General features: G+C 58.4%; 13 protein-coding genes. 6 read left to right on the plus strand and 7 right to left on the minus strand.

Annotation, left to right across the window (positions count from 1 at the left end):
* Positions 1-4: 4 nt before the first annotated feature.
* Both ACA079_RS13160 and ACA079_RS13165 read left to right on the plus strand, forming a co-directional pair.
* Entirely contained in the window at positions 5-1,120 is a 1,116-nt protein-coding gene (locus ACA079_RS13160) for an HlyD family secretion protein (RefSeq protein ID WP_497703826.1), read from the plus strand.
* A gap of 3 nt (positions 1,121-1,123) precedes the next feature.
* Entirely contained in the window at positions 1,124-2,071 is a 948-nt protein-coding gene (locus tag ACA079_RS13165) for an NAD-dependent epimerase/dehydratase family protein (RefSeq protein ID WP_497703827.1), read from the plus strand.
* On the opposite strand, the gene ACA079_RS13170 is transcribed toward ACA079_RS13165, so the two are convergent.
* A complete protein-coding gene (locus tag ACA079_RS13170; RefSeq protein ID WP_497703828.1) occupies positions 2,043-2,303 on the minus strand; it encodes a hypothetical protein in 261 nt (86 codons plus the stop codon). The genes ACA079_RS13165 and ACA079_RS13170 overlap by 29 nt on opposite strands.
* A gap of 296 nt (positions 2,304-2,599) precedes the next feature.
* Between ACA079_RS13170 and ACA079_RS13175 the strand changes: the two genes are divergently transcribed.
* Positions 2,600-3,667 carry a hypothetical protein gene (locus tag ACA079_RS13175; protein WP_497703829.1) on the plus strand — a complete coding sequence of 356 codons (1,068 nt, stop codon included), beginning with the start codon at positions 2,600-2,602 and terminating at the stop codon, positions 3,665-3,667.
* 15 nt (positions 3,668-3,682) lie between these two features.
* Entirely contained in the window at positions 3,683-4,036 is a 354-nt protein-coding gene (locus ACA079_RS13180) for a DUF1428 domain-containing protein (protein ID WP_497703830.1), read from the plus strand.
* Positions 4,037-4,050: 14 nt separating this feature from the next.
* Here the strand turns inward: ACA079_RS13180 and ACA079_RS13185 are convergent, their stop codons facing one another.
* Complete coding sequence (locus ACA079_RS13185; RefSeq protein WP_008151815.1) at positions 4,051-4,245, minus strand: hypothetical protein; 195 nt, start codon at positions 4,243-4,245, stop codon at positions 4,051-4,053.
* Positions 4,246-4,305: 60 nt separating this feature from the next.
* Between ACA079_RS13185 and thpR the strand changes: the two genes are divergently transcribed.
* Positions 4,306-4,845, plus strand: coding sequence for an RNA 2',3'-cyclic phosphodiesterase (thpR, locus tag ACA079_RS13190; protein WP_415768620.1), 540 nt, complete (start codon positions 4,306-4,308; stop codon positions 4,843-4,845).
* A 252-nt stretch (positions 4,846-5,097) separates the two neighbouring features.
* Here thpR and ACA079_RS13195 read toward each other — a convergent pair whose 3' ends face one another.
* From ACA079_RS13195 to ACA079_RS13215, 5 genes are all read right to left on the minus strand, one after another.
* On the minus strand, positions 5,098-6,195 hold the full coding sequence (locus ACA079_RS13195) for a polyamine ABC transporter substrate-binding protein (protein ID WP_497703831.1): 1,098 nt from the start codon (positions 6,193-6,195) through the stop codon (positions 5,098-5,100).
* Positions 6,196-6,372: 177 nt separating this feature from the next.
* Positions 6,373-7,257 carry an ABC transporter permease subunit gene (locus tag ACA079_RS13200; RefSeq protein WP_497703832.1) on the minus strand — a complete coding sequence of 295 codons (885 nt, stop codon included), beginning with the start codon at positions 7,255-7,257 and terminating at the stop codon, positions 6,373-6,375.
* Positions 7,254-8,135 carry an ABC transporter permease subunit gene (locus tag ACA079_RS13205; RefSeq protein ID WP_161990859.1) on the minus strand — a complete coding sequence of 294 codons (882 nt, stop codon included), beginning with the start codon at positions 8,133-8,135 and terminating at the stop codon, positions 7,254-7,256. Before ACA079_RS13205 ends, ACA079_RS13200 begins: the two co-directional genes overlap by 4 nt.
* Before the next feature lie 29 nt (positions 8,136-8,164).
* Positions 8,165-9,307 (minus strand): ABC transporter ATP-binding protein, encoded by a 1,143-nt coding sequence (locus tag ACA079_RS13210; RefSeq protein ID WP_497703833.1) that lies wholly within the window; start codon positions 9,305-9,307, stop codon positions 8,165-8,167.
* Positions 9,308-9,640: 333 nt separating this feature from the next.
* The gene (locus ACA079_RS13215; protein WP_497703834.1) at positions 9,641-10,402 is read right to left on the minus strand and encodes a gamma-glutamyl-gamma-aminobutyrate hydrolase family protein; all 762 of its coding nucleotides are present in this window, start codon (positions 10,400-10,402) and stop codon (positions 9,641-9,643) included.
* Positions 10,403-10,682: 280 nt separating this feature from the next.
* On the opposite strand from ACA079_RS13215, the gene ACA079_RS13220 reads away from it, so the two are divergent.
* Positions 10,683-12,059: a glutamine synthetase family protein gene (locus ACA079_RS13220; protein ID WP_497703835.1), complete on the plus strand. Its 1,377-nt coding sequence runs from the start codon at positions 10,683-10,685 to the stop codon at positions 12,057-12,059.
* The last annotated feature ends 17 nt before the right edge of the window (positions 12,060-12,076 follow it).

Consider the following 12,076-nt stretch of genomic DNA (forward strand, 5'->3'; position numbering starts at 1 on the left):
CGTCATGAAGATTCGATTCGACAGTCGCAAAGAACTGAACCCCACCCAGGAGCAGGGTTTGACTGTGCTCTACGCGCCGGGCAAGCGCATGGCGTTTCGCGTGCGTTGGTATTTGATCCTGTTCCTGGTTGCGAGCCCCTTGATCTGGCTGGGAGGGAAGCTGGCTTACGGCATGGTGATGATCGACGCACCGGCGCAATTGCGCCTGCCGATTCTTGAGGTGCGCGCGCGGGATGCCGGTCGGGTCGATCAGCTGTTCGTCATGGCCGGGGAGCAGGTCCAGATCGATCAGCCGTTGGTCAGTCTCGACAATCCCGAATGGCGTGCGCGGCTCTCGCAGCTCGCCGCGATGCCGACCAAAGCGGTGCCCGCCACCAACACCAAACTGGACGCGAGGGAGCGTCAGTTGCTCAGGACCCGAGTGAGCAGGACGGAGGAGCGCGTGCAGGTGCTTGAAGACCTCGTTGAATCAGGCGCCGTCTCTCGTGGAGAAGTGCTGGCCGCCCAGTCCGAACTCGACGCTTTTAAAGCCGACCTGTTGGCGTTCGAGCGCCGCGAACAACTGGCTCGTCAGTCGCCGTTGAGCGTTGAGCGCGAGATTATTCAGCAGGCCGCCGAGCAACAGTGGCTGAAGACGCGCCTCGCCGCGTTGTCGGTCAAGGCTACGCAGAGCGGTCGAATTGCGGAGGTGTTGGTCACGCCCGGCGAAAACGTCGGTGCGGGTACGTTGTTGATGCGCCTTGAGCGGCTGGAAGAGCCTCTGCTGTGGATTTATCTGGAACCGCTGAACATCAGCTACGCCGCGATTGGCCAGCCGCTGCGCGTGCGCATGCCCGATGGCGAGTGGTTGGCGGCCCATGTTGTCCAGGCCGTCGACAGCGCCGGTCGCACGCCGACGGTGTTGCGTGGGCCATTCGCTGCCAGCGAGATGGGTTTGCAGGTCGCCGCCCGGTTTGATCGCCCCCTGTCGCCGCGCTGGAGAATCGATCAACTGCCGTTGAATGTTCGCTTTCCCACCGACTGGCAACAGATGGTCAGTAACAGCCGTGAACTCATCGAGCAATTAGGCGACTTCATTGCAATGGATCGAACACCCACCACCGCACCGGGGAGTAAATAAATCATGACTGCTGATCGAATTCTTGTGACGGGCGGTGCCGGTTTCATCGGTTCGCACCTGGTCGAAGCACTGCTTGAAAGCGGTTATAGCGTTCGGGTTCTGGACGATCTTTCCAGTGGAAAATTGTCGAACTTGCCGATTGATCGCTGCCATTTGACCCTGGTGGTGGGGGATGTCGCCGACGCGCCGACGGTGGAGCGGGCGATGAAAGACTGCAACGCGGTGGTGCATCTGGCCGCAGTGGCGTCGGTGCAGGCGTCGGTCGATGACCCGGTCGCGACTCACCAAAGCAATTTCGTCGGTACGCTGAACATCTGCGAAGCCATGCGCCAGGCCGGCGTAAGACGGGTGGTTTACGCGTCCAGCGCGGCGATCTATGGCAACAATGGCGAGGGCATGGCGATTACCGAGGACACGCCCAAGAATCCGCTGACGCCGTATGCCGCCGACAAGCTGGCCAGCGAACATTTCCTCGATTTCTATCGCCGCCAGCATGGTCTCGAACCGGTCATTCTGCGGTTTTTCAACATTTATGGACCCCGTCAGGACCCTACATCGCCTTACTCCGGTGTCATCAGCATTTTCAGCGAGAGGGCGCAAAAAAAGCTCCCCATCACGGTTTACGGTGATGGGGAGCAAACAAGGGACTTTGTTTACGTCAATGACCTCGTAAAGGTCCTGGTACAGGCGGTGGGTGAGTCAGAGCCGATTATCGAACCGGTCAATGTCGGGTTTAACCGATCCACCAGCGTTAACGAATTGGTGACGACGTTAAGCGAACTCCTGGGACGACCCGTAACGTTGCACCACGACGCGGCGCGTTCCGGTGATATCAAACATTCGCGCGCCGACAACAGTCGCCTGCTTGAGCGTTTCTCCTTGAGTTCACCGACCTGTTTTACCGAGGGTCTGGGTCAACTGCTCAGAAGTATTGATTCCGGGGGGCGGTAGCGGCGAGCTCGGTCGCCAGCAGGTGCTCCTCCAGCACATCGCTCAGGAACCGGAACTGATCATTGAGCCCAATCACTTCATTGTTGAAGTGATTGGCGGCGGACGGCATCAGCAACGCCTCGAAGTTTTTGTCGAACACCAGTTCGAACGTTTTGCGCGAAACGAATGTCTGGGAATAGTAGTTGTTGCCGAACACCGCAAAGCTTACGGCCAGGGTCACGGAGTGAATCATGACGTGCGCTCCTCGGACAGGACGTACCAGGAGAAAACGCTCAGTGTGACGGCCGTCAGGGCCAGGCAGGTCAGGAGATGGATAATCATGATTCGCCCCTCCGATGCGGGGTTTTGCGTTGGGTTAAGGCTGATCCTACGCTGACGGTTTTTGAGCGGAAGGCATTCGCGGCGATGGTGAATATCGACATAAGTGATGGTGGGATCATCGCCGACTGTTCCGGCCCCAGGGTGGGCAGCCACCTATACTCAGGCATATAGCCCTTGATCTGATTTCAACACGAGAGAACCGCGATCTTGAACGTGCGTTCGCTGATCGTCGCCTTGTTGGTGGTGCTGGCGGGATGCGCCACGCCTGTGCGTGCGCCAGTGGAAGTGGTGCCGGTGATTGTTTCCCAAAGCACCTGGCAGATGGTCGACCAGGAGATTGTCGCGGCGTCGCAATCGGCCACCGAGCAGACCAAAATCTACGCGCGCGGTGCCATGGATTACTGGCGAACGCGGGTCTATCAACTGACCGAAGAGAACTTCATCCCCTGGTTCAGCAGTTACTGGACCCAGGAATGGCTGTCGATGAAGGTCAGCTGGTACACGCTCAGCGCCAAGGGCGAGCAAGATGCCTCGGCCAAGCGCCTGGCCGCCTATCTGCTGGAGCAATATCAAGAGCGCGTGCTGGCGCCCGTCGCGGTGGAAATCGATCCCGACGCGATTCTCGGCCTGGCAACGGCGTTCTACGTGGACATCGTTCAGGAAGAACTGCAGAAAATCTCCCAGCGCCACGGCGTGCCGATGGCTCAGCTCAACGGCCGAATCCAGAAAGTCCCCGCCATCGCCCTCGGGCCACCTCCCGCCAGAGACGCCTCGCTTTACCAGGTCGTGCACACCCAACCGCTGAACACGCTGCCGGCCTATGCGGCGCTGATCGAGAAAATCCACAAGGCGGGCGGCGACAAGGGCGTTGATTCGACAGACACCGCCATGGCGCCGGTGGCCAAGCGTGCCAGTAAGCGGATTGAAGCCGAAATGGTCCCGCGAGGTGCGGCCAGTGCGGTGGCTGCTGCAGCGGGCAAATTGGCCGGGGGCTTGATTTCCGTGGGTGTGGCGGGGATTCGCGCGATTATCCAGGCCAATGACCGGCCTGACAGCGAGGCACTGATTCGCAGCAGTCTGGGTAATACGTTCGACAAGGCCTGGCTGAAGCTGGTGCAAAACCCGACCACCGGCGTGATGGCCGGTACGTTGTACATGGCGGCGCAGATCGAGGGCAATCTGGCGGGGAGCGTCGAAGTACCGTCGGTCAGTTCGGGCAGCGGATCTGTCGATTGGGGGCCGACGGAATCGACTAACCAGCAGATCACCCCATAACCAAGGAGAACGACCATGTCCTACGTTGATGGCTTTATCGCTGCCGTACCTACCGCCAACCGCGAAAAATTCAAGAAACACGCCGAAACCGCCGCTGTCATTTTCAAGGAAAGCGGTGCCCTCAGCGTCGCCGAATGCTGGGGCGACGACGTCCCTGACGGCAAAGTGACCTCGTTTCCGATGGCAGTAAAACTCAAGGAAGACGAAACCGTGGTGTTTTCCTGGATCATCTGGCCCAACAAGACCACCCGCGATGCCGGCATGGAAAAACTCATGACCGATCCGCGCATGCAGCAGGACGTCAACCCGATGCCGTTCGATGGCCAGAGGCTGATCTTTGGCGGGTTCGAAATGATCGTAAAAGCCTGAAACCAACGACAGGATCACTCCGGCGTCGGGGTGGTCCTGCAACTCTTGCGATTACGAATCTCGCTGTCCGTCGGCCGCTCTTTGATGAACTCGAAGCGCGGCTCACCTTCGTTGTAATGAACCAGCCAGCCCCATTCCAGCTCGGACTCATCCTGACCAGGTTTCGGTGGCACAGCCCACCATGGCTCCTTGCTGATGATCTCGCGCATGGCCCCCTCCAGTTGAATCGTTTGCATGAACTATAACTTGGATGTCAGGAGGTGCCAGATATGAGCGACGAATCCCATGAGCCGTTAAAACGACTGTTTTTTGCCCTGAACTGCACACCCGAGCAACGTCGGGCCATTGCCCAATGGCGCAGCGCACTTGAGCTCAGGAGCGGACGCCCGGTGCCGGTGGAGAACTTTCATCTGACGTTGATGTTTTTGGGCGCTGTCGAGGTGGCGAAAATCGCCGATATCTGCACGGCCGCTGCCAATATTCGAACGCCGGGTGTGCCTTTGAGAGTTGCGCTTGATCGGCTGGATGTCTGGCGCAGGGCAGGGGTGTTGGTGCTCGCTCCAGAGCAGGCATCACCGGAGTTGCTGCGGCTGGTGTATGCGCTTGAGCAGGCCATGCTGCCGTTCGGGTTTGAGGATTCGCCAAAGGAGTTTCGGCCGCATCTGACGCTGATGCGTGATTACCGAGTGCCGGTGCCCGAGTCCGCGACGCCGCCCGAGTTCTATCTGCGGGCCGATCACTTCACCCTGTTCGAATCCCATAAAGGCCGCTACCGAGCGCTGGCCGAGTGGCCACTCGTTCCCTCATAAAAAAAGGCGCCCGAGGAGGGCGCCCAAATTCACCTTAACCGAGGAAGCCAGGTGAGGCCGTTCTGCAGATAGGAGTGCAGCGGTGGTAAGGCGCTGCGTGAACGGAAATCAGAATTTAGGGTGTCTACAACCCCTGTAGGAGCTGTCGAGTGCAACGAGGCTGCGATCTTTTGATCTTGATCCGGAAAAACAAGATCAAAAGATCGCAGCCTCGTTGCACTCGACAGCTCCTACAGAACAGGATTTTCGTGGTTACTTGCCCAGCTTCACCCGCGTCCAGCCCCGGGTCATCACCCGCTGAACGCCAATCGGCATATCCGGAATGGCATACAACGTCGCCATCACAGCCTGCGACGGATACGACCCCGGATCATTCCGAATCGCTTCATCCACCAAAGGTGTAGCCGCCGCGTTGGCGTTGCTGTAGCCGATGTTGTTGGTGATCTCGGCGATGATGTCCGGGCGCATCAGGAAGTTCATGAACAGGTAAGCGTTCTCGACGTTCGCTGCGTCCCGAGGGATCGCGACCATGTCGTAGAAACTGCCCGCGCCTTCCTTGGGAATGCTGTAGTCGACCTTCACCTTATCGCCCGCTTCTTGGGCGCGCGCCTTGGCTTGCAGCACGTCACCGGAGTAACCGACCGCTACGCAGATATTGCCGTTGGCCAGGTCCGAGATGTATTTCGACGAATGGAAGTACGCCACCGAAGGACGAATCTTCATGAACAGCGCCTCAGCTTCGGCGATCTGATCTTTGTCCTGAGAATTCACCGGGTAACCCAGATAGTGCAGGGCGGCCGGGAGCATCTCGGTCGGTGAATCAAGGAAACTGATGCCGCACGCTTTCAGCTTCGCGGCGTTTTCCGGTTTGAACAGCAGGTCCCAAGAGTTGGTCGGGGCGTTGCTGCCGAGCACTTCCTTGACCTTGTCCGGGTTGAAACCGATGCCGATCGAGCCCCACATGTACGGGAAGGCGTGACCATTATCCGGGTCGCTGGCGGAAGCATTTTTCAGCAGAACCGGATTGAGGTTTTTCCAGTTCGGCAGCTTCGACTTGTCCAGTTCCTGATAGACGCCCGCCTTGATCTGCTTGGCCAGGAAACTGTTGGACGGCACGACGATGTCGTAGCCGGATTTGCCGGCGAGCAGCCGTGCTTCAAGGGTTTCATTGCTGTCGAACACATCGTAGGTCACGCGAATACCGGTCTCGTCTTCGAACTTCTTGACGGTATCCGGGGCAATGTAATCCGACCAGTTGTAGACGCGCAGTACCTTGTCATTGGCCTGGGCGCCGGTGGCAATCGCGCCCAATAAGGACAGTGTCAGCAGAGTCCTGCCAAACATTTTCATCGGTACAACTCCATTTCTCTTTATTCAAGTACGCAAAGCAAAATTGCAATGAACATAAAACCTGTGGCGAGGGAGCGGGCCCCATCATCTTGTAGGAGCTGTCGAGTGAAACGAGGCTGCGATCTTTTGATTTTTAGAAGCAGGATCAAAAGATCGCAGCCTGCGGCAGCTCCTACATTAGGCCGTTGCCCCAACCATCTGCTTTTTAGGTTGCTGCCAGGATTCGCTGGCGGTCTGGTCCATCGCTTCCTGGATCGCACGTTTGCGGGTGGCTTCGGCGCGGCGGCTGAAGAACCAGACCATGAAGGTCACGATCGATACCGCCAACAGAATCAAGCTGGCCACGGCATTGATCTCAGGCTTCACGCCCAGACGTACCGCCGAGAACACTTCCATCGGCAGCGTCGTGGAACCAGGACCGGACACGAAGCTCGCCAGCACCAGGTCATCCAGCGACAGGGCAAACGACATCATGCCGCCGGCCGCCAGTGACGGCGCGATCATCGGAATGGTGATCAGGAAAAACACCTTGAACGGCTTCGCCCCGAGGTCCATGGCGGCTTCTTCGATGGACAGGTCCAGCTCACGCAAGCGCGCCGAAACCACCACCGCCACATACGCCGCACAGAACGTGGTGTGAGCGATCCAGATGGTGACGATGCCACGTTCCTGCGGCCAGCCAATCAACTGCGCCATCGCCACGAACAGCAGCAACAGCGACAGACCGGTGATCACTTCCGGCATCACCAAAGGCGCCGTCACCAAACCACCGAACAACGTACGGCCCTTGAAGCGCGTGACGCGAGTCAGCACAAACGCCGCCAACGTCCCCAGCGCCACCGCGGCAATCGCGGTGTAGCAGGCGATTTCCAGCGAGCGCACCACCGAACCCATCAGTTGCGAGTTATCGAGCAGGCCGGCGTACCACTTGAACGACCAGCCGCCCCATACGGTTACCAGTTTCGAGGCGTTGAACGAGTAGATCACCAGAATCAACATCGGCAGGTAGATAAACGACAAGCCGAAAATCAGCATGAACTTTGAAAATCCGAAGCGTTTCATCCCCGTGCCTCCATCTCTTTGGCCTGACTGCGGTTGAACAGCAGAATCGGCACAATCAGGATCAACAGCATCACCACCGCCAGGGCAGACGCCACCGGCCAGTCGCGGTTATTGAAGAACTCTTGCCACAGCACGCGACCGATCATCAGGGTCTCCGGGCCGCCCAGCAGTTCTGGAATCACGAACTCACCCACCACCGGAATGAACACCAGCATGCAGCCGGCGATGATCCCGTTCTTGGCCAGCGGCACGGTGATTTTCCAGAAGTTGTTGAAGTTGCTCGAGCCCAGGTCCGAAGCGGCTTCCAGCAGGCTTTGATCGTGCTTGACCAGGTTGGCGTACAGCGGCAACACCATGAACGGCAGATACGCATACACCACGCCGATGTACACAGCGGTGTTGGTGTTGAGGATCTCGATCGGGTGATCGGTCAGCCCGGTCCACATCAGGAACGCGTTGAGCAAACCGTTGTTGCTGAGGATGCCCATCCACGCATAAACGCGGATCAGGATCGCCGTCCAGGTCGGCATCATGATCAGCAACAGCAGAACGTTTTGCGTTTCCTTGCTCGCCTTGGTGATCGCGTAGGCCATCGGGAAGCCGATCACCAGGCACATCAGCGTGCTTAAAAACGCGACCTTCAACGAGCCGAAGTAGGCCGAGATGTACAACTCATCCTGAGTCAGCAGCGAGTAGTTGCCGAGGTTCAGCAGCAGCTGAAATTTCTGCTCGGCGAAGGTGTAGATCTCTGAATAAGGAGGAATGGCCAGGGCCGCTTCCGAGAAGCTGATCTTCATCACCAGGAAGAACGGCAGCATGAAGAACAGGAACAGCCACAGGAAAGGAACCCCGATGACGAGCTTTCGACCACTCGGCATCAGCCGCATAAACTGCTGATTGAGTGTTTTCATGAGCGCAGTACCACGCCGCTGTCGTCTTCCCACCACACGTAGACCTTGTCGTCCCAGGTCGGACGGGAACCACGGCGTTCGGCGTTGGCCATGAACGACTGCACAACCTTGCCGCCAGGCAGTTCCACGTAAAACACCGAGTGGCCGCCGAGGTAGGCGATGTCATGCACCTTGCCGCTGGACCAGTTGTAGCGGGTATCCGGTTTGGTGGTGCTGACCAGCAGTTTTTCCGGGCGGATGGCGTAGGTGATCGACTTGTCCTGCACCGAGGTGCTGACGCCGTGACCGACGTAAATCTTCTGCTCCAGGTCCGGGCTGTGAATGATCGCGTGACCTTCAAGGTCTTCCACAACGGTGCCGTCGAAGGCGTTCACGTTGCCGATGAATTCGCAGACCATGCGGCTGACCGGCGCTTCATAGATGTCCACCGGGCTGCCGATCTGCGCGATCCAGCCGAGGTGCATGATGGCGATGCGTTGGGCCATGGTCATGGCCTCTTCCTGGTCGTGGGTTACCATCACGCAGGTCACGCCGACGCGCTCGATGATTTCTACCAACTCCAGTTGCATCTGCGAACGCAGCTTCTTGTCCAGCGCGCCCATCGGTTCGTCGAGCAGCAACAGTTTCGGACGCTTGGCTAGGGAGCGAGCAAGCGCCACGCGCTGACGCTGACCACCGGACAACTGATGGGGTTTGCGCTTGGCGTACTGGGTCATGTGCACCAGTCGCAGCATCTCTTCGACGCGGGCGTCGATTTCGCTGGCGGACAGACGATCTTGCTTCAGGCCGAAGGCGATGTTCTGCGCCACTGTCATGTGCGGGAACAGCGCGTAGGACTGGAACATCATATTGATCGGCCGTTCGTACGGCGGCATGTCGGTGATGTCGACACCGTCGAGCAGAATCCGCCCTTCGGTCGGGCGCTCGAAGCCTGCGAGCATGCGCAGCAGGGTCGATTTACCCGAACCGGAACCGCCGAGCAGGGCGAAGATTTCCCCTTGATGAATCTCAAGCGAGACATCGTCCACTGCGGTGGTTTCGTCGAATTTCTTGGTGACGCGGTCGACTTTCACCAGCACCTTTTTCGGTGACTGGTGACCTTCAAGAGCCTTCCTGTAGATGCTGGAGGCGTTTGCCATGTGAAACTCCCAACAGGTTTCAGTCGTCGGGCCAACGCGGCCTGACTTAATAGTTGATTGCAAGCCCGAGCCGGGTACGGTCCCCGTAGGAGCCGAGCTTGCTCGCGATGAGGCCCTGACAGCCGACATTAATGTTGAATGTTCGGCCGCCATCGCGAGCAAGCTCGGCTCCTACAGGTTTATCCATACCGCTCGGGCTTATTCGGCGCCGCCGTCCTGGCTGCCTGGTAGTACTTGTTGTTATTGCAGTGTGTTGTTTTCGCGAGTCACGGATGCGCAAAGGCACGCCCGCCTGACTCACGGGGGCAGTAAATTGATTAATCGAGTGTTAAGTCAGCGCTTGTTACGTAACGCCGCCCGTTGCCGGCACGCGTCGCCAAACGCCTGGAAAATACTCAAGTAGGGCGGATTCGACAGAACCTGCCATTCCGGGTGCCACTGCACACCGACGGCGAAGGTCGGGCTGTGTTCCACCGAGATCGCCTCGATCAAACCGTCCGGCGCAATCGCTTCGGCACGCAGTCCGGGAGCCAGTCGGTCGATGCCCTGGCTGTGAATCGAATTGACCTGGAACACCTGCGGCAAATCCAGCGCCTCGAACACACCGCCCGGTTGCACGTTGACCGCATGCGCCGGTGCGTACTGCACGGCCAGGTCCGGATGAGTCGCTTCCCGGTGATCCAGCATGCCGGGGAGTTCGTGGACCTTCTGATGCAGGCTGCCACCGAACGCCACGTTCATTTCCTGAAAGCCGCGGCAGATGCCGAGTACCGGAACGCCCGCCGCAATGGCTGCACGCAATAAGGGAAGGGTGGTGGCGTCCCGTTGCGGATCGTGATCCGTGCCGGGGGCGCTGTCGGGGCCTTGATAGTGGAAAGGTTCCACATTCGAGGGCGAGCCGGTCAGCAGCAGACCGTCGAGCTGCGCGAGCAGGTCATCGATTTCGGTCAGATCGCCTAAGGAAGGAATGACAACCGGCAGCCCCAAAGCCGCGACGCTGACAGCACGCAAGTACTTGTCGCCGCTGACATGGTAGGGGTGCAGGCCAATCTGTTTGACGCACGCTGTAACGCCGATCAATGGCTTGAATGCCATTTTTATCACCTCGAAGTTTCACACTTGAACGAGCTTTTCCGGAGCTTAGCCTTGTTGATTTTAATTAACAACTCTCATGTAAAAAATTCTAAACGCCGCACGTCCGATCTTCAGGATTTACACGGTGCGCAAGACTGATTTGGCACTCTCGTGCCCAAGAAAGGCCCGAAAATAAAGGTTGAGAGGTCAAGTGTTCGCTATTGACTTCACTTTGCCGTTCGGGTTGACTGGGCTCGCAACAAGGTAGTGAACATAATAATTAACAGCTAATAGGTGCATCATGTCGGTCCCTCTGCGTACCGTTCAACTCAACGAAGCAAACGCATTCCTTAAGAAATATCCTGAGGTTTTGTACGTCGACCTTCTGATTGCGGATATGAACGGTGTGGTGCGCGGCAAGCGCATCGAGCGCACCAGTCTTCATAAGGTTTACGAAAAAGGCATTAACCTCCCGGCGTCGCTGTTTGCTCTGGACATCAACGGTTCTACGGTGGAAAGCACCGGCCTGGGTCTGGACATCGGTGACTCAGATCGAATCTGCTTCCCCATCCCGGATACGCTCAGCATCGAGCCTTGGCAGAAGCGCCCGACCGCGCAACTGTTAATGACCATGCACGAACTCGAAGGCCAGCCGTTCTTCGCCGACCCTCGCGAAGTGCTGCGTCAGGTCGTGAGCAAGTTCGATGCAATGGGCCTGACCATCTGCGCCGCGTTCGAACTCGAGTTCTATCTGATCGACCAGGACAACGTGAACGGTCGTCCGCAATCGCCACGTTCGCCGGTCTCCGGCAAACGTCCGATGTCGACCCAGGTGTATTTGATCGACGACCTGGATGAATACGTCGATTGCCTGCAAGACATCCTCGAAGGCGCGAAAGAGCAGGGCATCCCTGCCGACGCCATCGTCAAGGAAAGCGCCCCGGCGCAGTTCGAAGTCAACCTGCATCACGTCAATGACCCGATCAAGGCCTGCGACTACGCGGTGTTGCTCAAGCGTCTGGTGAAGAACATCGCCTACGACCACGAGATGGACACCACGTTTATGGCCAAGCCGTATCCGGGCCAGGCGGGCAATGGTTTGCACGTGCACATTTCGATTCTCGACAAAGAAGGCAACAACATCTTTGCCAGCGAGGATCCCGAGCAGAACGCCGCACTGCGTCACGCGATCGGCGGTGTGCTCGAGACCCTGCCGGCGCAGATGGCGTTCCTCTGCCCGAACGTCAACTCGTACCGTCGTTTCGGCGCGCAGTTCTACGTGCCGAACTCGCCGAGCTGGGGCATCGACAACCGTACCGTTGCAGTGCGTGTGCCGACCGGTTCGCCGGACTCCGTGCGCATCGAGCATCGTGTAGCCGGCGCCGATGCCAACCCGTATCTGCTGATGGCGTCGGTCCTGGCCGGTATTCACCACGGCCTGACCAACGAAATCGAGCCGGGCGCACCGGTCGAAGGCAACAGCTACGAGCAGAACGAGCAGAGCCTGCCGAACAACCTGCGTGATGCCTTGCGTGAGCTGGACGACAGCGAAGTCATGGCCAAATACATCGACCCGATGTACATCGACGTGTTCGTGGCGTGCAAGGAAAGCGAGCTGGCCGAGTTCGAGAACTCCATCTCGGACCTTGAGTACAACTGGTACTTGCACACGGTTTGATTGGCCAACACCCATCT

Source organism: Pseudomonas sp. LBUM1645 (genome assembly GCF_059716185.1).

What these genes read in the sequence shown, in the direction of transcription:
- ACA079_RS13205 (WP_161990859.1), bottom strand. Translation starts at nt 8,135, where the DNA reads ATGCCGAGTGGTCGAAAGCTCGTCATCGGGGTTCCTTTCCTGTGGCTG.
- ACA079_RS13180 (WP_497703830.1), top strand. Translation starts at nt 3,683, where the DNA reads ATGTCCTACGTTGATGGCTTTATCGCTGCCGTACCTACCGCCAACCGC.
- ACA079_RS13185 (WP_008151815.1), bottom strand. Translation starts at nt 4,245, where the DNA reads ATGCGCGAGATCATCAGCAAGGAGCCATGGTGGGCTGTGCCACCGAAA.
- ACA079_RS13215 (WP_497703834.1), bottom strand. Translation starts at nt 10,402, where the DNA reads ATGGCATTCAAGCCATTGATCGGCGTTACAGCGTGCGTCAAACAGATT.
- ACA079_RS13170 (WP_497703828.1), bottom strand. Translation starts at nt 2,303, where the DNA reads ATGATTCACTCCGTGACCCTGGCCGTAAGCTTTGCGGTGTTCGGCAAC.
- ACA079_RS13165 (WP_497703827.1), top strand. Translation starts at nt 1,124, where the DNA reads ATGACTGCTGATCGAATTCTTGTGACGGGCGGTGCCGGTTTCATCGGT.
- ACA079_RS13210 (WP_497703833.1), bottom strand. Translation starts at nt 9,307, where the DNA reads ATGGCAAACGCCTCCAGCATCTACAGGAAGGCTCTTGAAGGTCACCAG.
- ACA079_RS13200 (WP_497703832.1), bottom strand. Translation starts at nt 7,257, where the DNA reads ATGAAACGCTTCGGATTTTCAAAGTTCATGCTGATTTTCGGCTTGTCG.
- ACA079_RS13160 (WP_497703826.1), top strand. Translation starts at nt 5, where the DNA reads ATGAAGATTCGATTCGACAGTCGCAAAGAACTGAACCCCACCCAGGAG.
- ACA079_RS13195 (WP_497703831.1), bottom strand. Translation starts at nt 6,195, where the DNA reads ATGAAAATGTTTGGCAGGACTCTGCTGACACTGTCCTTATTGGGCGCG.
- thpR (WP_415768620.1), top strand. Translation starts at nt 4,306, where the DNA reads ATGAGCGACGAATCCCATGAGCCGTTAAAACGACTGTTTTTTGCCCTG.
- ACA079_RS13220 (WP_497703835.1), top strand. Translation starts at nt 10,683, where the DNA reads ATGTCGGTCCCTCTGCGTACCGTTCAACTCAACGAAGCAAACGCATTC.